This window comes from Sphingopyxis sp., assembly GCF_035250425.1.
In the GTDB taxonomy this organism is placed as follows: domain Bacteria; phylum Pseudomonadota; class Alphaproteobacteria; order Sphingomonadales; family Sphingomonadaceae; genus Sphingopyxis.
The window spans coordinates 1-23,070 of the sequence record NZ_DATFFD010000134.1 but is presented as its reverse complement, the minus strand read 5'-3'; the positions used below and the strand labels follow the sequence as shown (position 1 = coordinate 23,070).

Here is a 23,070-nt window from a genome sequence, read left to right as displayed (position 1 = left end):
AGACCACCCGCGGCCGGCCGGCCGATGTGAAGGTGGCGAAGGACGGCAGCGCGCTGGTCGCCGACGATACCGGCGGGGTGATCTGGCGGGTTGCGAAGGCCAATTAAACCCTCCCCCTTGATGGGGGAGGCCGCGAGACTTGCCAGCTTGCTGGCTAGTCGCAGCGGTGGGGGTGCGGTTTCGGCCTGAAGTGACGGCGCGAGGACGCGCGTTCACCCTCATCCAACTTCGCCTAGTCGCTTCGCGCCAAGGCTGCGTATCCTTCCCCCATCAAGGGGGAAGGACCTAAACCCGCATCGGCATCAGCACGTAGAGCGCCGGGCTCTTTTCGCTTTCGCGGATCAGCGTCGGGGCGTTGGCATCGGCCAAGTGCAGTTCGACGCTGTCGCCGTCGACCTGGCCGAGGATGTCGCTGAGGTAGCGGGCGTTGAAGCCGATTTCCATCGCGTCGCTGTCATAAGAAGCCGCAACCTCTTCGGCGGCGGTGCCGTTTTCGGGGCTCGTCACCGACAGGGTGATGCGGTCCTTGTCGAGACCGACCTTGACCGCGCGGGTCTTTTCGCTGGCGATCGTCGAGACGCGGTCGACGCCCTGATACAGGCTCTTCGGATCGACCTTGAGCAGCTTGTCGTTCGCGGTCGGGATGACGCGGCTATAGTCGGGGAAGGTCCCGTCGATCAGCTTCGAGGTCAGGATCGCGTTGCCGAGCTGGAAGCGGACCTTGCTCGCCGACAGGCTGATTTCGACATTGCCTTCGGCCTCGTCGAGCAGCTTGCGGATTTCGGTAACGCATTTGCGCGGCACGATGACGTCGGGCATCGATGAGGCGCCGTCGGGGCGCGTGACGGTGTAGCGCGCGAGGCGGTGGCCGTCGGTCGCCGCGGCCTTGAGCACCGGACCCGATGCATCCTCGGCGACGTGCAGGAAGATGCCGTTCAAATAATAGCGCGTTTCCTCGGTCGAGATCGCGAAGCGCGTCTTGTCGATGATCTGGATCAGTTCGGCGACGGGCAGTTCGAAGTTCGTCGGCAGGTCGCCCTCGGCGATCACCGGGAAATCGTCGCGCGGCAGCGTCGGCAGGTTGAAGTTCGAGCGGCCGGCCTTGACCTGCATCTTGCCCTCGGCGGCGGCGAGGCTGACCTCGGCGCCCTCGGGCAACTTGCGGGCGATTTCGAAGAGGGTGTGCGCCGACACCGTCGTCGTGCCCGGCGTCTCGACCTTCGCCGCGATCGTTTCGACGACCTGTAAGTCGAGGTCGGTCGCCATCAGTTTCAATTGGCCCGACGCATCGGCTTCGATCAGGACGTTCGAGAGGATCGGGATCGTGTTACGCCGTTCGACCACCGACTGGACGTGGCCGAGGCTTTTCAACAACACTGCGCGTTCGATCGTCGCTTTCATTCTAAATCCGCCATCCTGCGTGTTTCTCGGGAAAAGTCCCTTGGGGACAGACCGTCGGAGGCGATTCGCACCCCGATTCTGGCCCCTGAAAATGTCCACCTTCCTTAACGCACGCGTCGCGGCGTGCAAGCCATGCTTGCAAAGCATCCCCAATCGCGCGAACGAGGCGCGATGCGGCGCTGGGCCTCCCTTTTCCTGATAGCGGCGGCGATGCCGGCCGCGGCGCTTGCCGCCAGCCCCACGGCGCTCGGCATTTTCGACGGATGGGGCGCGTTTCGCGATCCCGCGACCCCGCGCTGCTACGCCCTCGCCGCGCCGTCGGCAACGATCGGGACGCCGAAGGTCAAAGCTTATGCGAGCGTCGGATATTGGCCGAAGTCGCGCATTCGCGGACAATTTTACGTTCGCCTGTCGAAGGAGCGCGCGCCGGGGCGCGAGCTGCGGCTGACGATCGGTGGCCGCCGCTTCATCCTGACCGGCAACGGCGCGCACGGCTGGGCGAGCGCCCCGCGCATGGATGCCGCGATCGTCGCCGCGATGCGATCGGCGCCGAGCATGAGCATCGAGAGCGGGACCGCGACGGGCGGCGCGATCGCCGACACCTACCGGCTGCGCGGCGCCGCGACCGCGATCGACGCGGCGGCGCTGGGGTGTGCGAAGCTGCGCTGAGGCGGTTTGGCGAAGTGGCGGATTTCTGCGCAACTTCACTCGCGATTCGCAAATCTTCGTCATCCCGGACCCTTCGACTTTGCTCAGGACAGGCTTTATCCGGGATCCATGCGGCGCATCGGTGGAAGCTGGACCCCGGATCAAGTCCGGGGTGACGAAGTAAGAGAAAAAGGCGTTTTCGCGAAACGGCGGAAAACTGCGTAACTTCACTCGCAAATCGCATTCCATCGCGCGCGTCGAGGAGCGCGGAAGAGCGTCTGTAGCGGTTAGGAGGAAAGCTGCGTCGCTCGTCATCGCCCGGCACGCTAAATTGGCGAGATATTGTAGGACAGCGATTTCTGGATGGAAGCTGACACGATGAAGACAATCGGCCTGATCGGGGGTTTGAGCTGGGAGAGCTCGGCCCAATATTACCGGCTGCTCAACGAAGGGGTGCGGGCGCGGCTGGGCGGGCTGCATTCGGCACGCGTCCTGTTGTTGTCGCTCGATTTCGCGCCCATCGCCGCATTGCAGGCGAGCGGCGACTGGGACGTGCTTGACGCGCAGATGGCGGACGCCGCCCGATCCTTGACGGCCGGGGGAGCCGAACTGCTGTTGATCTGTGCGAATACGATGCACCTGTGCGCCGAGGCTGTCGAGGCGGCGACACCGGTGCCGCTTCTCCACATCGCCGACCCCGCCATCGCGGCGATCCGGGCGGCGGGCTTTTCGCGCGTCGGGCTGCTCGGCACCGCCTTCACGATGGAAAAGCCGTTTTATACCGCGCGCATGGCGGCGGCGGGTATCGAGGCGCTGATCCCCGGCGACGCCGATCGCGCGATCGTCCATGGCATCATCTATGACGAGTTGGTGCAGGGCGTGATCCGCGACGCATCGCGCGCCGCATATCGGCGGATCATCGCCGCGCTGATTGCAGACGGCGCCGAGGCGATCGTGCTTGGCTGTACCGAAATCATGCTGCTGGTCGGCGAAGAGGATAGCGCGGTGCCGTTGTTCGACACGCTGGCGCTGCATGTCGATGCGGCGATCGAATGTGCGCTCGCGACCTGATATTTACGATATGTCAATGTTGTGATTGACTATCATGCCCGGCTCTACGGCCATGATCGGAAACGTGCATGCGACAATCGACCACTGTCCTTTCGGCGCTCCGGACAGCCGCACTGCTGCTGTCGCCAATTGCTGCTGTAGCAGCCGACGCGCGCTATGAAGCCCGCGAGGATGCGGCCATCCTGGCCTTTCTGAAAAACCGGCTCGTGGAGGCGGGGCACCCCATCTGCTTCAAGCCCGGTCTGCTTGCCGTTCACCCCGACAGCATCCCCTATCTGCTAAAGCTCCGGCCCGAGCCTTCGACGCCGGCAAGCCGTGCCTATGCGCATGATGTCATGATCTGGAAAGATGTGTCGCTCCAAATCCTTGAGCATGAGCGTCAAATTTCAACCGATGGCGCAGCGTGGAAGGCGCTGCACCCGCGGCCGGCGACCTATGGTGAGTGTGCGGGCACGCAGATCACGCTCCGACGCGTCGCGATCGTGCGATCGACGGCGATGATTTACGGTTCTCAGGGAAACCGGTGCGGTTCATCGACCTTCGGCGCCAATGTCCGAAGCATCGACAATCGATGGAGCCCGATCCACTGGAAAGGTTATCATGCAATGTTCGGCCCGCCCGGCTGCGGCCAACTGCCAACGCCACCAGAGCTGGCTGCGATGCCGGGCTATGTCATGATCGGCGAAAAACCTTAGCCGCTTATTGGCGCGCGAGCTTCGTCAGTTCGGCGGCGAGGAAATCGAGGACGAGACGCACGCGCGGGACATGGCGCAGCCGTTCGTGGGTCAAGAGCCACAGGCCCGTCGTGTCTTCATTCTTGGGCGGGATGCAGCGGATCAGGTCGGGTTCGTGCTCGGCGATAAAGGCGGGCAGGATCGTCAGCCCCATGCCAGAGCGCACCCCGGCGAGCAGACCGGATCCGGTGTCATATTTCATCACCACCGAATCCTCGAGCCCATATTGCCGCAGCCACGCCTGATACGGCTCCCAAACATAGCCGCCGCCGCCGATAAAGGGGTGGGTGGCAAGTTCCTCGCGGCTGTGCGGAATGCCATGACGGTCGGCATAATCGCGGCTGCAATAGACGGTCCAGGGATTGTCGGCGATGCGCCGTCCGACGAGGCCCGCGCCGGTCGGCTGCTTGCTGCTGCGGATCGCGATGTCCGCCGCGCCCGCCGCCAGATCGCGCGGTTCGTCGGCCGTATCGAGATGGATGTGGATGCCGGGATGCGCGGCGCGGAGGTCGCGCAGGATCGGCGGCAGGATGGTGACCGCGAAGATTTCCATCGTCGTCAGGCTGACCGTGCCGCCGGCGTCCCGCGAGCGGGCGCCCGCAGCTTCGCCGAAGCGGTCGGCGGCGTCGCGCACCGCCAGCGCACTCGCCAGCATCGCCTCGCCCACCGGGGTCAGTGCATAGCCTGCCTGTCGCCGTTCGAAGAGGATGACGCCCGTGGCCTCCTCGAGCGCGGCGATGCGCCGGGCGACGGTCGTCTGGCTGACGCGCAGCGCCTGCGCCGCCGACAGCGTGCTGCCCGTTTCCGCGACCGCGAGAAAGGCTTTGAGGTCGTTCCAATCATACATGATGTCTTGTGCGTCATAACGGCGCTGGCGGCATTCTGCAATTTTGCAGAATGGTCGGGCAAACTCGTTGCTCCTTTCGCTGCGGCCGATCGATTATCTGGGTCTCCACCGGCTTTCTCCCCTCCTCCCCAGCCGGCCGATGGAGACTCAAGATGCAAAAGCTTCTGATCCTCGCCGCCCTCGCTGCCGTATCGATCGGCCAGCCCGCATCGGCGCAAACCGCCCCCGCGAACCCGAGCGTCGCCGTGGCGCACAAAGACCTCGACCTTCGGACCGAGGCCGGCACCAAGGCGCTCGACCGCCGCATCTGGCGCGCCGTCGTCACCGTGTGCGGCACCGCCCCCGATTTCGACATCGCGGGCAAGAATGACGTGCGACAATGCCGCCGCGACACGCGGGCGCTCGCCTCGGCGCAGGCCGATGTGGTGGTCGCCAATGCGTCGCGAAGCGAGCCGATCCAGGTCAGCTCGATCCGCAAGTGACCGGCGGACCCAAGTTGCAGGGCCCGTCAAAGCCGGGGGCCATGATTCGGGCACGATCATGGTCCCGGCTTTCCTTATGCCGCGCCGCCCGAAGGTTGGGAGGTCCGTTCGTTATGGAAAGGGTGGCTTTGGGGTGGTGAGCGGACATAATATTCTCACACGGTCGCAATCGGTTGCAGCTGCCATCCTGTTCCCCGACGAAGGCCGGGGCCCAGGGCGTTAGGAAGCAGGCGTTTGCTGATCACGCTCTGGACCCCGGCCTTCGCCGGGGAACGGCTCCCTTCGGTCGCTTCCGGCACTCGCAAATTTTCCTAAACCCTACCCCGCGCGTCGAACGCCATGCGCGCCCTTGCCACCTTTTCCAGATTGGCTTCCGCCCATATCCACACCCCGCAAAAGGCTTCGCCGAGACTATGGCCAAGGTCGGTCAGGCAATATTCGACCTTCGGCGGGACGACCGGGTGGACTGTCCGCACGAGAAGCCCGTCGCGCTCCATCTGGCGCAGCGTCTGCGTCAGCATCTTCTGGCTGATCCCCGGAACGCGGCGCGACAATTCGGTGAAGCGGCAGGTTCCGTGATCCTCCAGCTCCTCGAGAACGAGTAGAGTCCATTTGTCGGCGACTCGGCCGATGAGTTCGTTGACGAGCGTTTCGACGCGCGGATCGACCGGCGCATTCGGATCGTAGGAAATTTTTTCGGGCATGGGCATGGCGGAAAATCCAAATCTCTCTTTTCGGTAACTATGGCACTTTCGGGTGCCTACTTTCATTTGGAGAGCATAGGGATATTTGAGTCTCCTCACCACCCCAAAGGAGGCCATCATGAAGACCACAGGCAACACCATCCTCGTCACCGGCGGGGGTTCGGGCATCGGGCTGGCGCTCGCGCAGCGCTGGCACGATGCCGGCAACAAGGTCATCGTCACCGGGCGTAACGCCGGCAAGCTCGACGCCGCGATCGCGGGGCGGCCGAATATGTCGGCGATGGCGCTCGACGTCACCGATGCCGAGGCGATTACCGCTTTCGCGAAGGAGATCGTCGCGAAATTCCCGGACCTCAATGTGCTGGTTAACAACGCCGGTATCATGACCGCCGAGGATGCGAGCGCGAAGCGCGACCTGACGCAGGCCGAGGCGACGGTCGTCACCAACATCCTCGGCCCGATCTGGCTGACCGACGCGCTCATCGACCATCTGGCGGCGCAGGCGGACAGTGCGATCGTCAATGTCACGTCGGGGCTGGCGTTCGTGCCCTTCCCCAAGGCGCCGACCTATTCGGCGACCAAGGCGGCGATGCACAGCTATTCGGTCGCGCTTCGCGTCCAGCTGGCGGGCAAGGTCGAAGTGATCGAGCTGGCGCCGCCCGCGGTGCGCACCGACCTGACCCCCGGCCAGTCGACGCGCGAGGGATATATGCCGCTCGATGACTTCGCCGACGAGGTGATGGCGCTGTTCGCCAAGACGCCGACGCCTGAGGAAATATTGGTGCAGAACGTCCTGCCGCTGCGTAACGCTGAGGCGAACGGGACCGTGCCGCAGGTGCTGGGGATGCTGGCGTCGCTGTAAAAATGCTCCCCTCCCGCTTGCGGGAGGGGATTTCGCGCCGCAATTGCGCTTTCTCCCCTTCCCCCCTATATGGCCGCGCATCATGCAGATTCCCGGCCATATCGACCCCGTCACGACGGGCACCGTTCCCTTGCGCGGCGGCAACCGCATCGACCTGATCGGGCTGACGCGCGACGCGATCGGCGGGGTGCTGGTCGAGGCGGGCCTCGATTCCAAGGCCGCGAAGCTGCGCGCCAAGCAGATTTGGCACTGGATGTACCATCGCGGGGTCACCGATTTCGAAGCGATGACCGACATCGCCAAGACGATGCGCCCGTGGCTGACCGACCGCTTCATCATCGGCCGCCCAACGGTGCGCGAGGCGCAGGTGTCGAGCGACGGCACGCGCAAATGGCTGCTCGCCGCCGCCGACGGCCAGGAATATGAAATGGTCTTCATCCCCGACGCCGACCGGGGAACCTTGTGCGTGTCGAGCCAGGTCGGCTGCACATTGAACTGCCGTTTCTGTCACACGGGCACGATGCGTCTCGTGCGCAACCTCGCCGCGGGCGAGATCGTCGGGCAGGTCATGCTGGCGCGCGACGAACTGGGCGAATGGCCCAAGGGGACGATGGCGGGTTTCGGCCCCGATCCCGAGGACGACGACGACGAAGAAGGCGGCAACTATACCGCCGACGGCCGCATCCTGACCAACATCGTGATGATGGGCATGGGCGAGCCGCTGTATAATTTCGACGAGGTCAAGGGCGCGCTCAAGATCGTCATGGACGGCGACGGGCTTGCACTGTCGCGGCGCAGGATCACGCTGTCGACGAGCGGCGTCGTGCCGATGATGGCGCGCGCGGGCGAAGAGATCGGTGTCAACCTCGCGGTCTCGCTGCATGCGGTGTCGAAGGAAGTGCGCGACGAGATCGTGCCGCTGAACCGCAAATATGGCATCGACGAATTGCTGAAGGCGTGCGCCGACTATCCGGGTGCGGGCAATTCGCGGCGCATCACCTTCGAATATGTGATGCTGAAGGACAAGAATGACAGCGACGAGGATGCGCGCGAGCTGGTCCGGCTGATCCGCGAATATGGCCTGCACGCGAAGGTCAATCTGATCCCCTTCAACCCCTGGCCCGGCGCGATGTATGAATGTTCGACGCCCGAGCGAGTGCGCGCGTTCAGCAACCTGATTTTCAAGGCCGGGATCTCGGCGCCGGTACGTACCCCGCGCGGTCGCGACATCATGGCGGCGTGCGGGCAGCTCAAGAGCGCGGCGACCAAACCGACCCGCGCCGAACTCGACCGGATCGCCGAGGAAAAGCAGGCCGCGCTCGGCTGAAAACGCCCCCAGCGTCTTTTTCCCATCTCCATTAGCGTCAGAAACCCGCGGATATGCGGGATTGCGACCGCATACCTATTCTATACCGTGTGGTAAAAATAACACAGGTAAGAAAATTGTCACATTCTGAACGATCCGTTCATTGCAGCGACAGCCGCGAGCCCCATTTAGGGGGCGTCGCGACCCAAAGGGCGTGACCGATTAAAAACAGAAGGAATAGAACATGAAGAAATTCGCAGTTGCAGCCGCTCTCCTGACGGCCATTGTTGCAACCCCCGCCCTTGCGGCCCCCGCTGGCGAAGGCCGCGTGGAAGTTCGCGGCGGTCTGATCACCGGCAATGGCCAGGACGAAGGCACGCTCGGCGCCGCAGCCGGTTATGACTTCGACCTCGGCAGCTCGACCTTCGTCGGTGCCGAAATCGCGGGCGACAAGGTTCTTGTCGATGGCGCGAACGTCCAGTTCTCGGCCGGCGGCCGCGCGGGCGCCAAGATTGGTGCCAACGGCAAGCTCTATGCCACCGGCGGTTACACCTTCGGCGACGTCGACGATCCGTATGTCGGCGCCGGCTATCAGCACAAGCTGGGCCAGAACATCTATGCCAAGGGCGAATATCGTCACCAGTTCATCAACAACTTCGGTGACTTCGACACCTTCGTCGCCGGCGTCGGCTTCGCTTTCTGATCCTTCGGAACAGCGACTGATAAAGGAGGGGCGGCCCGTCGGGCCGCCCCTTTTTATTTGTGCCGTCGCTGCGCGATCGCGAGGATTTTCATTCGGCGTTCGGCAGCGCCTGTTCGACCAGCGGTGCCAGTCCCTCCGCCACGACCTTCACCCCCTTGGCATTGGGATGCATATTGTCGCCGAGCATTAGCGCCTTGTCGGTGACGACATTGTCGAGGATGAACGGATAGAAGCTGACATCATATTTCGACGCGAGTTCGGGGTAGATGGGGTTGAACTTTTTCGCATAGTCGCTGCCGAGGTTCGGCGCGGCCATCATGCCGGTGAGCAGCACCGGGATCTCGCGCTTCCGAAGCTCGGCGAGCATCGCGTCGAGATTGGCGCGCGTCTGGTCGGGGCCGATCCCGCGCAGCATATCGTTGCCGCCGAGGCCGAGCACGACGAGCGCGGGCTTCGCCTTTGCATTACCCAGCACATAAGTCAGGCGCTGGCGCCCGGCGGCGGTGGTATCGCCCGAAACGCCGGCATTCTGGACGCGCGCGACGACGCCATCGGCGGCAAGCGCGGCCTGCAATTGTGGCGCGAGCCCTTCCTTCGGACCGAGTTGGTAGCCCGCATAGAGGCTGTCACCGAACGCAATCACTAGCGGTGCGTCGGCGGGGATCGCGGGGGCGGCTTTTGCCGCGCTCTTGTCATTGGTCGAAGCTGGCGGGGTCTCTGCCGATCCGCACGCGGCGAGCGGTTGGCAAAGCAGCGCCGCGCAACCATATAAAGCGTAAGAGCGCCATCCGGCCGTTCTCATTTCAAAGGGTCCCTTCTTGACCGACGCGCCTCGACCTTCGCCAGATTTGGCGATCGCCGCCCATAATGTGACGCTCACGCTCGGAAGCGACAAGACCCCTGTCGAAATTTTGCGCGGCGTCGATCTGGAAGTTCCCGCAGGCGCCTCGGTCGCGCTGCTGGGACCGTCGGGATCGGGGAAAAGCTCGCTGATGGCGGTGCTCGCCGGGCTCGAACGCGCGAATGGCGGCAGCATCCGCGTCGCGGGGCTCGATTTTAGGGCGATGGACGAGGACGATCTGGCGAGAGCGCGGCGCGGGCGGATCGGGATCGTCTTGCAGGCCTTCCACCTGCTTCCGACGATGACCGCGCTCGAAAATGTCGCGGTGCCGCTGGAGCTCGCGGGCATATCCGATCCCTTCGGGCGCGCTGCGGCCGAGCTTGAGGCGGTCGGGCTCGGGCATCGCCTCACCCATTATCCAGCGCAATTGTCGGGCGGCGAGCAGCAGCGCGTCGCGATCGCGCGCGCAATGGCAAGCTCGCCCGCGATCATCTTTGCCGACGAGCCGACGGGCAATCTCGACACCGCGACCGGCCACGCGATCATCGACCTGATCTTCGCGCGCCGCGCCGCGCTTGGTGCGACCTTGCTCATCATCACCCACGACCCCGAACTCGCCGAGCATTGCGACCGCGTCGTCGTGATGCACGACGGAAAAATCGAAGAGCGGGCAGCGTGATGGCTGAGCTCCTCAGATCCTCCCTGTGGCGCAGCCTTGGGGAGGTGGCAGCGGCGGAGCCGCTGACGGAGGGGTATTGGCGCTGGCGTCGCGACCCCTCCACCACCGCCTTTGGCGGAGTGCAGGGTTGGATTGCCCCCGGCAATCCAAGTCCAGTCCGGGGGACTGGACGACCCAGCACTGCCCCTCCCCGCCGCTTCGCGGCAGGGAGGATTTAATGCTCCCGCTCGCCACGCTCTGGCGGATCGCGCGCCGCGACCTCGCGACGCGCATCCGGGGCCTGCGCCTGCTCGCGGTCTGCCTGTTCCTCGGCGTCGCGACGCTCGCGGCGATCGGCAGTCTGACGCGCGGCATCACGTCCGAACTCGAAGTGCGCGGACAGACGATCCTCGGCGGCGATGTCGAGTTCAGCCTGCCGCAGCGCGAAGCGACGCCTGCGGAAATGGCGGGCTTTCGCCGCGTCGGCACACCCTCGGCGACCGTGCGGCTGCGTGCGATGGCGAACGACCCCGACGGCGAGGCTTTGCTGTCCGAGTTGAAGGCGGTCGATGGCATCTACCCGCTCTATGGCACGATGCGGCTGGAAAGCGGCGCGCGCAAAGGTCCGCCGCCGCCGGGCGGTATCTGGATCGGCAAGGATCTCGTCGCGCGGCTCGGCCTGAAGGTCGGCGAACGCGTGAAGTTCGGCGAGAAAAGCTTCCTGATCGACGGCGTGATCGCCGAAGAGCCCGACCGTCTGGGCGAAGGCTTTACCCTCGGCCCCGTCGCGATCATCGGGCTCGCCGACCTGCCGGCGACGCAGTTGATCCAGCCGGGCAGCCTCTATGAGAGCAAATATCGCGTCCGCCTGCCCGGGAACGCGAACCCCGAAGCGGTCGGCAAGGCGCTGACCGCCGAATTCCCCGACGCGGGCTGGGACATCACCGACAGCAGCAACGGCGCGCCCGGCACGCGGCGCTTCATCGAGCGCATGGGGCAGTTCCTGTCGCTCGTCGGGTTGGCGGCGCTGGTGATCGCCGGGATTGGCGTCGGAAACGGCGTCGCAAGCTATCTCGCGGGCAAGCGCCCCGGGCTTGCGACGCTGAAAGTGCTCGGCGCCGACAGCGGCACGGTCACGCGCATCTACGGGCTTCAGATCCTCGCGGTCGCGGCGGTGTCGATCGTCGCCGGCCTGATCATCGGCGCGCTTGCGCCCGCGATCATTGGCGCGATTGCAGGCGACGTGCTGCCGGTCAAACCCGGTGTCGCCATCTATCCGCTGCCGCTCGCCGTCAGCGCGGCTTATGGCCTGCTGATCGCCGTCGCCTTTGCCCTGCCCCCGCTTGCGGCGACGCGGCACGTTCCCGCCGCCGGGCTTTACCGCGCGACGGTGAGCGGCGCGGCGCGGGTCGACCGGCAGACGGTCATCGCGGTCGCGGCGGCGCTGGCCGCGATCATCGCGCTGGCAGTCGGCACCGCGCGCGAGCCTTTGTTCGCATTGGGCTTCATCGGCGCGGCGATCGGTCTTCTCCTCATCCTCGTCGGGCTTGGCTGGCTGGTGCGGCGCACCGCGAGCCGTCTGCCGCGTCCCAAGCGCCCGCTGTTCCGCCTCGCGCTCGCGAACCTGCACCGACCCGGCGCCGCGACCGGCGCGCTGGTCGTCGCGCTCGGGCTGGGCCTAACCTTGTTCGTCACGCTGGCGGCGATCCAGACGAGCATCACCGCCGAAATCGAGTCGACCGTGCCGCAGCGCGCGCCGAGCTTTTTCGTGCTCGACGTGCCGCGCACCGAGACCGCGCGCTTTCAGACGATGGTGACGGGGGCCGACCCCAAGGCCGAAATCAACATGATCCCCGCGCTGCGCGGCAGCGTCACCGAATTCGCCGGGCAGCGCGTCGACGAGCTCGCCGAACTGCCCGAGGGCGCGTGGGTGCTGCGCGGCGACCGTGGGCTGACGTACAGTCCGGTGCTGCCCAACGGCAGCGAACTGGTCAGTGGCCAATGGTGGGCGGCCGATTATAAGGGGCCGCCGCTGGTCAGCGTCGAGCAGGAGGTCGCCACATCGCTGGGACTCAAGATCGGCGACACGCTGTCGGTCAATGTGCTGGGGGTCGAGGTGCAGGCGAAGGTCGCATCCTTCCGCACCGTCAATTGGGACAATTTCGGGCTGAACTATGTGCTCGTCTTCTCGCCCGGCACCTTCGACGCGGCGCCGCATAATATGGTCGCGACGGTGGCGGTCAGCCCCGAGGCCGAAGCCGCCTTGTCGCGCAGCATCCCGCGCGCCTTTCCGTCGGCGTCGCTGATCGCAGTGCGCGATGTCGTGTCGCAGGTGACGACGCTTCTGACGCAGATGAGCCAAGCGATCGCCGCGGCGGCGAGCATCGCGATCCTTGCGGGGATCGCGGTGCTGATCGGCGCGATCGCCGCGAGCCGCGAGCGGCGCGTTTACGACAGCGTGATCCTGAAGCTGCTCGGCGCTACGAGGGGCCAGATACTCGGCGCGCAGGGCATGGAATATGCGGTGCTCGCGGGCATTTTGGCGGTGCTCGCGCTGGGTCTGGGCCTTGCGGGCGCCTGGTATGTCGTGACGCAGCTGTTCGATTTCGACTTCGCGCCCGATCCGCTGATCGTCGGGATGACGCTGCTCGGCGGGGCGGGCTTGTCGTTCCTGATCGGGATTGCGGGAAGCTGGCCTCTGCTCTCGGCCAAACCCGCGCAGGCGCTGCGCAGTCTTTAGTTCAAGAGCCGCACCACCGCCGACACCGCCGCGATGCCGAGGACGATCGCGACCATCGCCTGCCAGACATGCGGCGGGACACGGCCGAAATGACGCGCGCCGACATAATTGCCCAGCCACATCGGCACGAACAGGATCACCGCGAGCAGGAACAATCGCCACGTCGCGATCCCGACCCAGAGCGCGGCGAGCGTCCCCGCGATCGCGGTGCCAAAGAAGATCAGCAGCATCGACGCGCGCGCGACCTTGGGTTCGAGGTGGCGGCGGAGGTAGAAGGGCACGACCGGCGGCCCGGGCATCGCGGCAAAGCCGGTGAGGATGCCCGATGCGATCCCCGTCCCCGCAATCGCGCCGCGCCCCGGCCGGTGTCCCTCGGGCTGTTTGGGCAGCAGTACCGCGACGAAAGCACCGACCGCGACCAGCGTAATCAGCAACCGCGCAACGTCGGGGGTCGTCGCGTCGAGCGCGACCATGCCGACCGGCGTCGTCGCCATCGCGAGCAGCGCGATCGGGACGGCGGTTGTGCGGTCGGCGTCGGCCATGATGATCCCGATCCCGACGGGTCCGATCAGCAGTTGCAGCAATATGCCGAGCACCACCGCCTCTCCGGGTGCGATGATGAGTCCCAGGAGCGGCACGAGGATGATCGCCATGCCGAAGCCGGTGAGGCCGCGGACATAGGCGGCGGCAAAGGTCATCGCCGCCGCGCCGACAAGCGTCAGCGGCGCGATGCCGACAAGCTGCGACAGGCCGGTCAAGCGGCGTGCGCCACGACCGGCGGGCGGAAGGCGGGATGGAAGGGCAGCGCTTGTTTCCCCGGCAGCGGATCGAACCGCCCGGCCGATACCGCAGGAAGGCCGAGGCGGCTAGTCCCCGCCGTTCAAGCCAGCGGCCAAAGCCTGTCGACCGGGCGTTCGAGTATGTGCGCGGCGATACTGTGCAGCTTTTGCGGCGCGAGGCGCCCGGTCTTTGCCGCGTCGGCAAGCCAGGTTTCGATCGACCCGCCGGTTTCGATCCATTTGTCCTGACGCAGCATCCCGTAAAAGGCTCCCGCGAGAATATGGATGCCATCGTCCGATTTGCGCCAGCGATCGGCGGGATTGCGCGCGACCCCCAGAGCCTCGGCGATCAGCTGGTCGAGCGCCTGCGCCAGATCCTCGTTCAGCAGGCCTTCGAGCGTCGTATAGCCCCATTTGGGGTCATGTTCGGCGACGACACGCGGGATCAGCGGGTCTTGCGCAAAAATGGCGAGCGCGGCCTTTGCCGCGGCGCCGTCCATCGCCACCGGCGGGTGGAGCATTTCATGCCCCGCGTTGCGCACGGTGATCGCGGTGTTCCAGTCGGCCGCCTGGAGGAAAGTCTGGCCCTGCACCTTGATCCCGTGCGGCTTGCAAAATTGCAGCAGCACCACCTCGATCTGCGGGTCGAAGGTCCGCCCGGTCAGTTTTTCATGAAGGCGGATGACGTCATAGGCGCCCAGATCGGCCTGAAGCTGAACGATCCGCCCCTCAAGCGCGGCGATGCGTTCGGTGCGAAAGGCGGAAAAGCCCGCATCGCGCATCGCTTCGAGCACCGCTTTGACGCGCGGGGCATGGGCGGTGAACCAGCCCCAATCCTTTTCGCCCCAATTGCTGCTGGCGCGATAGGCGGGGAGCAGGCGCGTCTCGGGCGCCGCGGCGGCGGCAATCAGCGCATCGAGGCTGGTGTCGTCGCCGCCCGAAAAGATGAGCGACAAGACCGGGCCGAGCAGCCCGAAACCCGCTTCATTGGCCTCGCGCGACAGCGCCGGAATCTCGGAGCGGGCCGCGGCCGAAAGGCGCGGCGCGAAGGCGTCGGCGTCGGCCTGATAATGAGGCATATAAAGCTCTCCCCCCGCCAGCGGTCCCAGAAAGGCGAGCGCGTCGAAGCCTTCGGATGCGCGCACTTTCCATTGCGTGCGCATCGGCGGGCGCTGATTTTGCGCTGAGGCGATGGTGGGAACGGCGAGGGCGGCGGTGCCGAGCGAGCCGGCAATGAAGAAGCGGCGATCCATGAACCCGGTTTAGCGGGGATTGACGCCCCCGGCTTGAACGGACTTTGCCCGGTGCACGATCGGCGGGGCGCCGGTCATCGCGGCGATCGATCGGGTCATATGTGCCTGGTCGGCGAAACCCTGATCGGCGGCGAGATCCGCGAAACTGCCCTGCCAGCGATCGAGCACGGTGAGCGCGCGCCGCGTCCGCGCTTCGAGCCGGAAGCGTTTGGGGCTGACGCCATAGGCGCGCACGAAGCCGCGGCTGATCGATGCGGGGTTGAGCCCGAGGCGATCGGCCCAGTCGGCGAGCAATATGTCGGGATCGGCGGTGAGCGCCGCGGCGAGCAGGTCGGGCCAATCGTCGCGCCGCGCCGCGCCCATGCGGAAATGATCGCGAACATAATCGGCGGCGGCCTGCGGATCGCGTTCGGCGAGGCGCACGGCGGTATCGGGGTCGGCGATATGCCCCGCACCCGGCGCGAATCCCTTTGCCACCGGCAGGTTAAGCACCAGCGCGCCGCGCGCGCCAAAACGGTCCTGATGCGCGGTCCAGTCGCCGTGCACGACGACCGTTCCCGGCCGCACCGCGATGCGCCCCTGATCGCCCGATTCCTCATAATCGCCGCCGAGCACGAGCGCGACATAGCCATGGGTATGGCGATGACGCGGCAGGCATTCGCCCGCCGGATAGCGCCCAACGCCCGCGATTTGAATCGAGCCGTTCATGGTTCAGCGTCCGGGCCGATGGTGACGAGCCACGCATCGGGCGGGGTGTTGAAACGGAGCGGCAAAAGGCTGGTGCCGAGCCCGGCGCCGACGAAGATGCGCTGCGCGCCGTCGCTTATGTCGCCGCAGGCAAAGCGATCCCCATAGCGCGAGACATAGGTGAGCGCGCCGATGAAGGGGAAGCGGATCTGGCCGCAATGCGTATGTCCCGCGAAGATTGCCGCGACCGGGCGCTTCACTGCGGGGACGATGTCGGGGCTGTGCGTCAGCAGCAATGGTACACCCGGACCAAGCCGGTCCATTGCGGCAAGCGTAGCCGGAACATCGTCATGCCCCGAATAATCGTCATCGACGCCGCCGACGATCAGCGGGCCGAGCTTCACAGCCGCATTCTGGAGCACACGAAGCCCGCGCGTCTCCAACTCACCGCGCAGCGCATCGGGCTTGAACCAATGATCGTGATTGCCCGGCGCGACGACGACGCCCAGCGGCGCGCGGAGACCGCCGAGCGGCGCGACCGCCTCGGCCGCGGTGTATATGTGCGTCGCGCTGCGCTTTTCGCTGACGAGGTCGCCCGCGATCAGCACGAGATCGGGTTTCAGGCGGTTTAGCCGCGCCACGATCCTTGCCAGCCGTTCGGGCGGCATGTCGGGACCGGCGACGTGACTGTCCGACAGCAACAGCAGCTTGAGCGGTGCCTGCCCCGCAGGCCAATCGGCAACCGCGACCGTCGCGGTGCGGATCACCGGATCGCGCGTCGCATTCCAATAGCCCCTGGCGAGCAGGCCGACGCCGAGCAGCGCGAGCAGCGCTGTCCAGCGCAACCAGCGTCGCCGCGGCGTCACGCTCAATCGCGAAGATCCGGGGGGGTCGCCTCGCCCTTCAGCATCGTGATCGCTTCGGCGAGCGGCATGATGCGCTGGCCGTCCTGGCCGAGGGTGCGGATCGCGACGGTGCCTTCCTCGGCCTCGCGATTGCCGACCACCAGCAGGTAGGGAACCTTCGCGAGACTGTGTTCGCGGACCTTGTAGTTGATCTTCTCGTTGCGGACGTCGCTTTCGGTACGGATGCCCGCGGCGGTGAGCTGCGCCACCGCATCCCTGGCATAATCGTCGGCGTCGCTGACGATCGTCGCGACGACCGCCTGCACCGGCGCGAGCCAGGTCGGGAAGCGGCCGGCGAAATGCTCGATCAAGATGCCGATGAAGCGTTCGTAAGTGCCGAGGATCGCGCGGTGGAGCATCACCGGGCGGTGGCGCTCGCCATCCTCGCCGATGTAACTCGCGTCGAGGCGTTCGGGCATCACGCGGTCGGACTGGATCGTCCCGCACTGCCACGTCCGGCCGATCGCGTCGGTCAGGTGGAATTCGAGCTTGGGGGCATAAAAGGCGCCCTCGCCCGGCAATTCCTCCCAGCCATATTCCTCGGTCGCCATGCCGGCGCGTTCGACGGCTTCGCGCAGCTCGGCCTCGGCCTTGTCCCACATTTCGTCGGTGCCGAAGCGCATGTCGGGGCGCAGTGCGAGCTTGACCGCATATTTCTCGAAGCCGAGCTGCTTGTAGACGCGGTCGAGCAGCGCGCAGAAATCGCGCACTTCGTCGACGATCTGGTCTTCGCGGCAAAAGATATGGCCGTCGTCTTGCGTGAATTGGCGCACGCGCATGATGCCGTGCAGCGCACCGTGCGGTTCGTTGCGGTGGCAGCAGCCCATTTCGGCCATGCGCAGCGGCAGGTCGCGATACGACTTCATCCCCTGGCGGAAGATCAGGACGTGCGCGGGGCAGTTCATCGGCTTCAGCGCCATCCATTCGGCACCGTCGGAGACGATCGGGCCGTCATCCTCGATATTCGGCACCTCGTCGGGGATGACGAACATATTCGCGCGATATTTGCCCCAGTGGCCCGACTGCTCCCACTGTTTGGCGTCCATCACCTGCGGGGTCTTGACCTCCTGATAGCCCGAGCCGTCGATCGCGCGGCGCATATAGGCCTCAAGCTCGCGGTAGATCCGGTAGCCCTTGGGGTGCCAGAAGACGCTGCCATGCGCTTCTTCCTGCAGGTGGAACAGGTCCATCTCGCGGCCGATCTTGCGATGATCGCGCTTCGCGGCCTCCTCCAGCCGGACGAGATGTTCGGCGAGCTGCTTCTTGTTGAGCCAGCCGGTGCCGTAGATGCGCGAAAGCTGCGCATTCTTCTGGTCGCCGCGCCAATAGGCGCCCGAGACGCGCGTCAGTTTGAACGCGGCGGGGTCGAGCTTGCCCGTCGAAGCGAGGTGCGGGCCGCGGCACATGTCCATCCAGCCATCACCGCTGCGATAGACGGTGAGTTCCTCGCCCTGCGGCAGTTCGGCGGCCCATTCGGCCTTGAACGTCTCGCCCTCGGCCGCCCATTTGGCGATGAGCTTGTCGCGCTCCCACACTTCGCGCGTGAGCGGCAGGTCGGCGGCGATGATCTTGCGCATCTCCTCCTCGATCAGCGGCAGTTCGTCGTCGCGGAACGGGCCGTGCTCGGCGGTGGGGGCGAAGTCGTAATAGAAGCCGTCGCCCGTCGAGGGGCCGAAGGTGATCTGCGTGCCGGGGAACAGCTTCTGCACCGCCTCGGCGAGCACATGCGCATAATCGTGGCGGAAGAGTTCGAGCGCGTCGGCCTCGTCGCGGCTCGTCACCAGCGACAGGTTCGTGTCTTCCTCGAGCGGGCGCATGATGTCGCGCAGCTCGCCGTCGATCTTCGCGGCGAGCGCTGCCTTGGCGAGGCCGGGTCCGATGTCGGCCGCGATCTGCGCCGCGGTAGTGCCGCGCACGACTTCACGGGCAGAGCCATCGGGAAGGGTGACGCGGATCATCTGGGACATCGAAAAAGCGGCCTTTCTGGCGGGGTAAAACAGCGCCCCTTTGCCAGCATGCGATATGGGCGGCAAGGGGCGGATTCACAACAAGGCTTGCAATGAGATAATGTATCATTATCTGGCATGCGAACCCCTCCCTTGAAAGACCAGAGATGTGCCTCCCCGCCGCGCGCCCGCGCCTTGCCGACCTGACGGGACTTGCCCTGTCATTCACCTGCCTGATCCATTGCCTCGCGCTTCCCTTGCTCCTCCTTATCGCGCCAGCGCTGAGCCGCTGGATCGCGCTGCCCGAGGGGGTGCATGCGGCGATACTGCTGCTCGCCCTGCCCGCTGCGGTGATCGCGATGCGCGATGGTTGGCGGCGGCATCGGCGTTTGGTGCCGACGGTATTCGCAGTCTCGGGACTAGGCCTGCTCGCGCTCGGCCTGTCGGCGCATGAGGGGTGGATCGCCGTCGCCGATCCCGAAGCCGCCGACCGCCTGATGACCTCGGTCGGTGCACTCACGCTTGCCGCCGCGCACCTCGTCAACTGGCGCTGGCGTCATCGGGGCGGCGCGCATAAGCTGCCGGCATGACCGACGCACCCCGCCACCATATCGCCGCGATCCTGCCATGCAGCGACCTCGATGCGAGCACCGCTTTCTATGAAAAGCTCGGCCTGTCGGTGGTCAGCGACCATGGCAGCTATCGCCTGCTCGAAGACGGCAAGGGCTGGCAGCTTCACTTGACCAATGAATCGCAGCCGACATGGCCCGAACGCGACCAGAACCCGTTCGGGCTCTATCTCTATTCCGAGCGCGTCGACGAATTGGCCGAACGGGTGCGCGATGCGATCCTCGGTCCGGTGAAAGCGCCAACGCACAAGCCGTGGGGCATGTATGAGTTCGCGCTGTCCGATCCCGATGAAACGCTGGTGCGTATCGGTTGGCCGAGCCGGTTGATCGGCTAATCCGCTAATCCGCAGACCTTTACCTCACCCTCGTCATTCCCGCGAAAGCGGGAACCCAGTTGCAACCTTTGCTCGCTGGATTCCCGCTTTCGCGGGAATGACGACGGGAGAGGATTGGCAGCCTTGTCATTATGTCAATGTTACTTGCCTTCATATCGATGATAATGTAAAGCTCACTTGCCTATCAGATAAGGAGGTTTGACATGCCCCAGAAGGCTGCGAAAATCGAAACCGGCTTTGCGGGTCGCCAACCGGGCTTGTGGGCGGCCGCCTTCGCGGTCGCGCTGTTCGCGATCGCCTATTGCGAGCATCGCGGTCTTTTGGGCGGCTGGCGTTCGCTACCGTTCGTCGCGGCGGCGACGCTGCTTCTCGTGCCGATGACGAAAGCGGCGAACAATCGGCAGGCCGCTGCAGGCGCGCTGTCGCCGGCGACGCGGCGATATAATCGACGCATGCTGATCTGGTCCCTCGGTTATGTCCTGTGCCTGGGGACGGCGATGACCGTTCGCAACTATCTCCACCCGCAAGGCGCCTTGCTGTGGGGGATCGCCGTCCTGCCGTCAGTGCCGATGATCTTCTTCGTGTGGACGCTGGCCCGTTATGTCGTCGAGGAAGAGGATGAATATCTGCGATATCGCCAGACCAGCGCCGCCCTCATCGGCCTGGCACTCGTCCTTCTGGCCGGAACGCTGTGGGGCTTTCTGGAAACGTTCGGCGTTGCCCCGCATGTGCCCGCCTGGTGGGTGGTGCCGGTCTGGGCGATCGGCTTGGGGCTGGGCCAGATGATCATGGCTTCGGTCGACCGGCGCGCGGACCGCACATGAAGAACCGCCTGAAAGTCCTGCGCGCCGAGCGCGACTGGAGCCAGCAGGATCTGGCCGAGCGACTCGCGGTCTCGCGCCAGTCGGTCAACGCGATCGAGACCGGAAAATACGACCCGTCGCTTCCCCTCGCCTTTCGCATCGCTGACCTGTTCGGCATGCGGATCGAAGAGATTTTCCTGCGCGACTGACCGGCAACCTTGCTCCCCCGCCGCCGCCCCGCTAGGGCACTCTCCAGCCGGAAAGGAGCCTTCCCCATGTTCAAGCGCCTGTTCGTCGACCATCCCAAGAGCGTCGATGAAAATTACGTCGAGCATTTCGGCGTCGCGTCAAAATTCGGTGTGACGATGATCTATGGCGGCCTGTGCGCGCTGGTCCATGCCGTCGTTCCCGGCTGGTGCATCACCACGGGCAGCGACACGATCCAGCGGCTGAACCATATCATGGTCGAAAAGCGGCGCGCCAAGGGGCAGGCCGTGATGCAGATGAGCACGATCGACTGGGTCATCTGAATCGTTCGGAACACAAATCTCCGTTCGCATCGAGCCCTTCGACTGCCCGCGGGGCGGGCGCTCAGGATAAACTTCAGCCTTGGGCTGAAGTCGAGATGCCTCTCGGCATGGCGTTCTCCGGATGGGTGCCTCGACTTCGCTCGACACGAACGGGAGTAGAGGGTCAGCTATCATGATGGAGGCCGCCGTTCCCGACTATCTCGACCGCCCGGGCCGTCCGCGGCTCGCCTATCGCCATACGCCGGGGACCGGACCGGCGATCGTCTTCCTGCCGGGCTATATGTCCGACATGGCGGGCGGCAAGGCGACGGCGCTGTTCGACTGGGCGGCGGCCGAGGGCCAGGCCTGCCTGTTGCTCGATTATGCCGGATGCGGGCTGTCGGACGGATTGTTCGCCGACCAGACGTTGCTCGACTGGCGCGGCGATGTGCTCGACCTGATCGATGCGAAGGCCGAAGGATCCGTCATCATCGTCGGATCGTCGATGGGCGGGTGGCTGATGCTGCTCACCGCATTGGCGCTGGTGCGGCGCGACGGGCCGGGCCGGGTGGCGGGGCTCGTCGGCATCGCCGCGGCGCCCGATTTCACCGACTGGGGCTTCAGCGACGCCGAAAAGGCGATCATCCTTGCCGAAGGCGCGCTGGTCGAGGAGACGCCGTACAGCGACCAGCCCTATATGACGACGCGCGGCTTTTTCCGGTCGGGCGAGGCGAACCGGCTGCTCGATACCGAAATCCCCCTCGCCTGCCCCGTGCGTCTGCTGCATGGCGAAAAGGATAGCGATGTGCCGCCCTACATCAGCCTGCGGCTGTCGGCGGCGCTTGCGAGCGACGATGTGCAGGTGACGCTCGTCAAGGGCGGCGATCACCGCCTGTCGCGCGACACCGACATCGCGTTGCTGATCGACACGGTCGCGCGGCTCGCAACCTAAAACTAATCAACGCCTATCATATTCCAGAGGATCATCATGGCCCGCAGCGACTTTAAATTCCACGTCACCAAGCGCGTTCGCTATGCCGAGATCGATGCGCAGGCCGTGGTGTTCAACAGCCGCTACCTCGAATATTTCGACATCGGGATCACCGAATATTGGCGTGCGGCGGGCGTGTACGACCGCTGGCCGCTGCACGAAAGCCCCGAGTTTCACGTCGCGCGCGCCGAGGTCGATTACAAGGTGCCGATCCTGCTCGACGAGGAAATCGACATTTGCGTGCGCGCCTCGCGCGTCGGCACCAGCTCGATGACCTTCCTGTTCGAGCTGCATGGCGCGCGCAAGGACGACCTGCGCGCGAGCGGACAGCTCATCAACGTGCATGTCGCCGAGGCGCAGGGTGCGCCGGCGCCCGTGCCGGACGAATTCCTATTCCTGTTCGAAGCGTTTGAAGAACGGGCTCTTCGCGCCTAATATGGCGCCATGATCAAATATCTTCACACGATGATCCGCGTGTCGGATCCCGATGCCACCGTCACCTTCTTCAAGCTCATCGGGCTGGAGGAAACGCGCCGTTTCGACGACGAGAAGGGCCGCTATACGCTGATCTTCCTCGCCGCCCCCGGTCAAGGCGACGTCGCCGAGGTCGAGCTGACCTATAATTGGCCGCCCGCCGACGGCAGCGCGCCCGAGGACTATACGGGCGGGCGCAATTTCGGACATCTCGCCTACCGCGTCGACGACATCTATGCGACGTGCCAGCGGCTGATGGACGCCGGGGTGACGATCAACCGCCCGCCGCGCGACGGCCATATGGCGTTCGTGCGCTCGCCCGATGGCATTTCGGTCGAGCTGCTGCAGGAAGGCCATCTTCCGCCGCAGGAACCCTGGGCCTCGATGCCCAACACCGGCGCCTGGTAGAAACCGCGCGATGCCGGGCCTGTTGATCAACATCGACGTGCCCGACCTCGCCGCTGCCGAACATTTCTACACCAATGCGCTGGGACTGACCGCGGCCCGGCGGTTCGACCACGACATCGTCGAGCTGACCGGCTGCGAGGTGCCCATCTATCTGATCGCCAAGCCCGCGGGGTCGGCGATCGGCCCCGGCGGCGGCGACTTTCGCCGTTACGACCGGCACTGGACGCCGGTGCATCCCGACTTTTCGGTCGCCAATCTTGATGACGCCATCGCGAGCGCACTGGCCGCGGGCGCGGTGCAGGAGGGCGAGACATTGGACCTGCCCTATGGCAGACAGGCGATGTTCGCCGATCC

Annotated in this window: 27 protein-coding genes; 18 read left to right on the top strand and 9 right to left on the bottom strand. The window is 65.5% G+C overall.

Going from position 1 to position 23,070, the window contains the following annotated elements:
• Positions 1-285: 285 nt before the first annotated feature.
• Complete coding sequence (dnaN, locus tag VJ811_RS07850; RefSeq protein ID WP_324071707.1) at positions 286-1,401, bottom strand: DNA polymerase III subunit beta; 1,116 nt, start codon at positions 1,399-1,401, stop codon at positions 286-288.
• 171 nt (positions 1,402-1,572) lie between these two features.
• On the opposite strand from dnaN, the gene VJ811_RS07845 reads away from it, so the two are divergent.
• The 3 genes from VJ811_RS07845 to VJ811_RS07835 all read left to right on the top strand — a co-directional run bounded on the left by VJ811_RS07845 (position 1,573) and on the right by VJ811_RS07835 (position 3,815).
• Complete coding sequence (locus VJ811_RS07845; RefSeq protein WP_324071706.1) at positions 1,573-2,070, top strand: hypothetical protein; 498 nt, start codon at positions 1,573-1,575, stop codon at positions 2,068-2,070.
• A gap of 357 nt (positions 2,071-2,427) precedes the next feature.
• The gene (locus VJ811_RS07840) at positions 2,428-3,120 is read left to right on the top strand and encodes an aspartate/glutamate racemase family protein (protein ID WP_324071705.1); all 693 of its coding nucleotides are present in this window, start codon (positions 2,428-2,430) and stop codon (positions 3,118-3,120) included.
• Positions 3,121-3,188: 68 nt separating this feature from the next.
• Complete coding sequence (locus tag VJ811_RS07835; protein WP_324071704.1) at positions 3,189-3,815, top strand: hypothetical protein; 627 nt, start codon at positions 3,189-3,191, stop codon at positions 3,813-3,815.
• 4 nt (positions 3,816-3,819) lie between these two features.
• Here the strand turns inward: VJ811_RS07835 and VJ811_RS07830 are convergent, their stop codons facing one another.
• Complete coding sequence (locus tag VJ811_RS07830; protein WP_324071703.1) at positions 3,820-4,701, bottom strand: LysR family transcriptional regulator; 882 nt, start codon at positions 4,699-4,701, stop codon at positions 3,820-3,822.
• A gap of 152 nt (positions 4,702-4,853) precedes the next feature.
• Here VJ811_RS07830 and VJ811_RS07825 point away from each other — a divergent pair, with 152 nt between their 5' ends.
• Positions 4,854-5,183, top strand: a complete 330-nt coding sequence (locus VJ811_RS07825) for a UrcA family protein (protein ID WP_324071702.1) — start codon at positions 4,854-4,856, stop codon at positions 5,181-5,183.
• 311 nt (positions 5,184-5,494) lie between these two features.
• On the opposite strand, the gene VJ811_RS07820 is transcribed toward VJ811_RS07825, so the two are convergent.
• Positions 5,495-5,887: a helix-turn-helix domain-containing protein gene (locus VJ811_RS07820; protein ID WP_324071701.1), complete on the bottom strand. Its 393-nt coding sequence runs from the start codon at positions 5,885-5,887 to the stop codon at positions 5,495-5,497.
• A 118-nt stretch (positions 5,888-6,005) separates the two neighbouring features.
• Here VJ811_RS07820 and VJ811_RS07815 point away from each other — a divergent pair, with 118 nt between their 5' ends.
• The 3 genes from VJ811_RS07815 to VJ811_RS07805 all read left to right on the top strand — a co-directional run bounded on the left by VJ811_RS07815 (position 6,006) and on the right by VJ811_RS07805 (position 8,758).
• Positions 6,006-6,749 (top strand): SDR family oxidoreductase, encoded by a 744-nt coding sequence (locus VJ811_RS07815; RefSeq protein WP_324071700.1) that lies wholly within the window; start codon positions 6,006-6,008, stop codon positions 6,747-6,749.
• Positions 6,750-6,831: 82 nt separating this feature from the next.
• Positions 6,832-8,076: a 23S rRNA (adenine(2503)-C(2))-methyltransferase RlmN gene (rlmN, locus tag VJ811_RS07810; protein ID WP_324071699.1), complete on the top strand. Its 1,245-nt coding sequence runs from the start codon at positions 6,832-6,834 to the stop codon at positions 8,074-8,076.
• Positions 8,077-8,299: 223 nt separating this feature from the next.
• The gene (locus VJ811_RS07805; protein WP_324071698.1) at positions 8,300-8,758 is read left to right on the top strand and encodes an outer membrane beta-barrel protein; all 459 of its coding nucleotides are present in this window, start codon (positions 8,300-8,302) and stop codon (positions 8,756-8,758) included.
• 88 nt (positions 8,759-8,846) lie between these two features.
• On the opposite strand, the gene VJ811_RS07800 is transcribed toward VJ811_RS07805, so the two are convergent.
• Positions 8,847-9,560: an arylesterase gene (locus VJ811_RS07800; RefSeq protein WP_324071697.1), complete on the bottom strand. Its 714-nt coding sequence runs from the start codon at positions 9,558-9,560 to the stop codon at positions 8,847-8,849.
• A gap of 16 nt (positions 9,561-9,576) precedes the next feature.
• Between VJ811_RS07800 and VJ811_RS07795 the strand changes: the two genes are divergently transcribed.
• Together VJ811_RS07795 and VJ811_RS07790 are read left to right on the top strand one after the other, a co-directional pair.
• A complete protein-coding gene (locus tag VJ811_RS07795) occupies positions 9,577-10,278 on the top strand; it encodes an ABC transporter ATP-binding protein (protein ID WP_324071696.1) in 702 nt (233 codons plus the stop codon).
• A 217-nt stretch (positions 10,279-10,495) separates the two neighbouring features.
• On the top strand, positions 10,496-12,997 hold the full coding sequence (locus tag VJ811_RS07790) for an ABC transporter permease (RefSeq protein WP_324071695.1): 2,502 nt from the start codon (positions 10,496-10,498) through the stop codon (positions 12,995-12,997).
• Here VJ811_RS07790 and VJ811_RS07785 read toward each other — a convergent pair.
• From VJ811_RS07785 to thrS, 5 genes are all read right to left on the bottom strand, one after another.
• Positions 12,994-13,755 (bottom strand): sulfite exporter TauE/SafE family protein, encoded by a 762-nt coding sequence (locus tag VJ811_RS07785; RefSeq protein ID WP_324071694.1) that lies wholly within the window; start codon positions 13,753-13,755, stop codon positions 12,994-12,996. The genes VJ811_RS07790 and VJ811_RS07785 overlap by 4 nt on opposite strands.
• Positions 13,756-13,877: 122 nt before the next feature.
• Positions 13,878-15,029 (bottom strand): hypothetical protein, encoded by a 1,152-nt coding sequence (locus VJ811_RS07780; protein WP_324071693.1) that lies wholly within the window; start codon positions 15,027-15,029, stop codon positions 13,878-13,880.
• Between the two features lie 9 nt (positions 15,030-15,038).
• Positions 15,039-15,737 (bottom strand): helix-turn-helix domain-containing protein, encoded by a 699-nt coding sequence (locus tag VJ811_RS07775; protein WP_324071692.1) that lies wholly within the window; start codon positions 15,735-15,737, stop codon positions 15,039-15,041.
• Positions 15,734-16,561 carry a metallophosphoesterase gene (locus VJ811_RS07770; RefSeq protein ID WP_324071690.1) on the bottom strand — a complete coding sequence of 276 codons (828 nt, stop codon included), beginning with the start codon at positions 16,559-16,561 and terminating at the stop codon, positions 15,734-15,736. The genes VJ811_RS07775 and VJ811_RS07770 overlap by 4 nt, the downstream gene beginning before the upstream one ends.
• 23 nt (positions 16,562-16,584) lie before the next feature.
• On the bottom strand, positions 16,585-18,588 hold the full coding sequence (gene thrS, locus VJ811_RS07765) for a threonine--tRNA ligase (protein ID WP_324071689.1): 2,004 nt from the start codon (positions 18,586-18,588) through the stop codon (positions 16,585-16,587).
• Positions 18,589-18,734: 146 nt separating this feature from the next.
• Between thrS and VJ811_RS07760 the strand changes: the two genes are divergently transcribed.
• The 9 genes from VJ811_RS07760 to VJ811_RS07720 all read left to right on the top strand — a co-directional run.
• Positions 18,735-19,157 (top strand): MerC family mercury resistance protein, encoded by a 423-nt coding sequence (locus tag VJ811_RS07760; RefSeq protein ID WP_324071687.1) that lies wholly within the window; start codon positions 18,735-18,737, stop codon positions 19,155-19,157.
• Positions 19,154-19,531: a VOC family protein gene (locus VJ811_RS07755; protein WP_324071685.1), complete on the top strand. Its 378-nt coding sequence runs from the start codon at positions 19,154-19,156 to the stop codon at positions 19,529-19,531. Before VJ811_RS07760 ends, VJ811_RS07755 begins: the two co-directional genes overlap by 4 nt.
• 203 nt (positions 19,532-19,734) lie before the next feature.
• Positions 19,735-20,355 carry a hypothetical protein gene (locus VJ811_RS07750; protein ID WP_324071684.1) on the top strand — a complete coding sequence of 207 codons (621 nt, stop codon included), beginning with the start codon at positions 19,735-19,737 and terminating at the stop codon, positions 20,353-20,355.
• Positions 20,352-20,543, top strand: coding sequence for a helix-turn-helix transcriptional regulator (locus tag VJ811_RS07745; protein ID WP_324071683.1), 192 nt, complete (start codon positions 20,352-20,354; stop codon positions 20,541-20,543). The genes VJ811_RS07750 and VJ811_RS07745 overlap by 4 nt, the downstream gene beginning before the upstream one ends.
• A 66-nt stretch (positions 20,544-20,609) precedes the next feature.
• Positions 20,610-20,864 (top strand): DUF6356 family protein, encoded by a 255-nt coding sequence (locus VJ811_RS07740; protein ID WP_324071682.1) that lies wholly within the window; start codon positions 20,610-20,612, stop codon positions 20,862-20,864.
• Between the two features lie 172 nt (positions 20,865-21,036).
• Positions 21,037-21,795 (top strand): alpha/beta hydrolase, encoded by a 759-nt coding sequence (locus tag VJ811_RS07735; RefSeq protein WP_414711922.1) that lies wholly within the window; start codon positions 21,037-21,039, stop codon positions 21,793-21,795.
• 36 nt (positions 21,796-21,831) lie between these two features.
• Entirely contained in the window at positions 21,832-22,269 is a 438-nt protein-coding gene (locus VJ811_RS07730; RefSeq protein ID WP_324071681.1) for a thioesterase family protein, read from the top strand.
• Between the two features lie 9 nt (positions 22,270-22,278).
• The gene (locus VJ811_RS07725) at positions 22,279-22,716 is read left to right on the top strand and encodes a VOC family protein (RefSeq protein WP_324071680.1); all 438 of its coding nucleotides are present in this window, start codon (positions 22,279-22,281) and stop codon (positions 22,714-22,716) included.
• A gap of 10 nt (positions 22,717-22,726) precedes the next feature.
• Positions 22,727-23,070, top strand: a 344-nt coding sequence (locus VJ811_RS07720) for a VOC family protein (protein WP_324071679.1), incomplete at its 3' end; no start/stop codon positions are given.

Coding starts and splice junctions, on each gene's coding strand:
- VJ811_RS07755 (WP_324071685.1), top strand. CDS start 19,154: ATGACCGACGCACCCCGCCACCATATCGCCGCGATCCTGCCATGCAGC.
- VJ811_RS07760 (WP_324071687.1), top strand. CDS start 18,735: ATGTGCCTCCCCGCCGCGCGCCCGCGCCTTGCCGACCTGACGGGACTT.
- VJ811_RS07825 (WP_324071702.1), top strand. CDS start 4,854: ATGCAAAAGCTTCTGATCCTCGCCGCCCTCGCTGCCGTATCGATCGGC.
- VJ811_RS07735 (WP_414711922.1), top strand. CDS start 21,037: ATGATGGAGGCCGCCGTTCCCGACTATCTCGACCGCCCGGGCCGTCCG.
- VJ811_RS07725 (WP_324071680.1), top strand. CDS start 22,279: ATGATCAAATATCTTCACACGATGATCCGCGTGTCGGATCCCGATGCC.
- rlmN (WP_324071699.1), top strand. CDS start 6,832: ATGCAGATTCCCGGCCATATCGACCCCGTCACGACGGGCACCGTTCCC.
- VJ811_RS07780 (WP_324071693.1), bottom strand. CDS start 15,029: ATGGATCGCCGCTTCTTCATTGCCGGCTCGCTCGGCACCGCCGCCCTC.
- VJ811_RS07840 (WP_324071705.1), top strand. CDS start 2,428: ATGAAGACAATCGGCCTGATCGGGGGTTTGAGCTGGGAGAGCTCGGCC.
- VJ811_RS07775 (WP_324071692.1), bottom strand. CDS start 15,737: ATGAACGGCTCGATTCAAATCGCGGGCGTTGGGCGCTATCCGGCGGGC.
- VJ811_RS07820 (WP_324071701.1), bottom strand. CDS start 5,887: ATGCCCGAAAAAATTTCCTACGATCCGAATGCGCCGGTCGATCCGCGC.
- VJ811_RS07750 (WP_324071684.1), top strand. CDS start 19,735: ATGCCCCAGAAGGCTGCGAAAATCGAAACCGGCTTTGCGGGTCGCCAA.
- VJ811_RS07805 (WP_324071698.1), top strand. CDS start 8,300: ATGAAGAAATTCGCAGTTGCAGCCGCTCTCCTGACGGCCATTGTTGCA.
- VJ811_RS07835 (WP_324071704.1), top strand. CDS start 3,189: ATGCGACAATCGACCACTGTCCTTTCGGCGCTCCGGACAGCCGCACTG.
- VJ811_RS07740 (WP_324071682.1), top strand. CDS start 20,610: ATGTTCAAGCGCCTGTTCGTCGACCATCCCAAGAGCGTCGATGAAAAT.
- VJ811_RS07845 (WP_324071706.1), top strand. CDS start 1,573: ATGCGGCGCTGGGCCTCCCTTTTCCTGATAGCGGCGGCGATGCCGGCC.
- VJ811_RS07745 (WP_324071683.1), top strand. CDS start 20,352: ATGAAGAACCGCCTGAAAGTCCTGCGCGCCGAGCGCGACTGGAGCCAG.
- VJ811_RS07800 (WP_324071697.1), bottom strand. CDS start 9,560: ATGAGAACGGCCGGATGGCGCTCTTACGCTTTATATGGTTGCGCGGCG.
- VJ811_RS07790 (WP_324071695.1), top strand. CDS start 10,496: ATGCTCCCGCTCGCCACGCTCTGGCGGATCGCGCGCCGCGACCTCGCG.
- VJ811_RS07830 (WP_324071703.1), bottom strand. CDS start 4,701: ATGTATGATTGGAACGACCTCAAAGCCTTTCTCGCGGTCGCGGAAACG.
- VJ811_RS07815 (WP_324071700.1), top strand. CDS start 6,006: ATGAAGACCACAGGCAACACCATCCTCGTCACCGGCGGGGGTTCGGGC.
- dnaN (WP_324071707.1), bottom strand. CDS start 1,401: ATGAAAGCGACGATCGAACGCGCAGTGTTGTTGAAAAGCCTCGGCCAC.
- thrS (WP_324071689.1), bottom strand. CDS start 18,588: ATGTCCCAGATGATCCGCGTCACCCTTCCCGATGGCTCTGCCCGTGAA.
- VJ811_RS07730 (WP_324071681.1), top strand. CDS start 21,832: ATGGCCCGCAGCGACTTTAAATTCCACGTCACCAAGCGCGTTCGCTAT.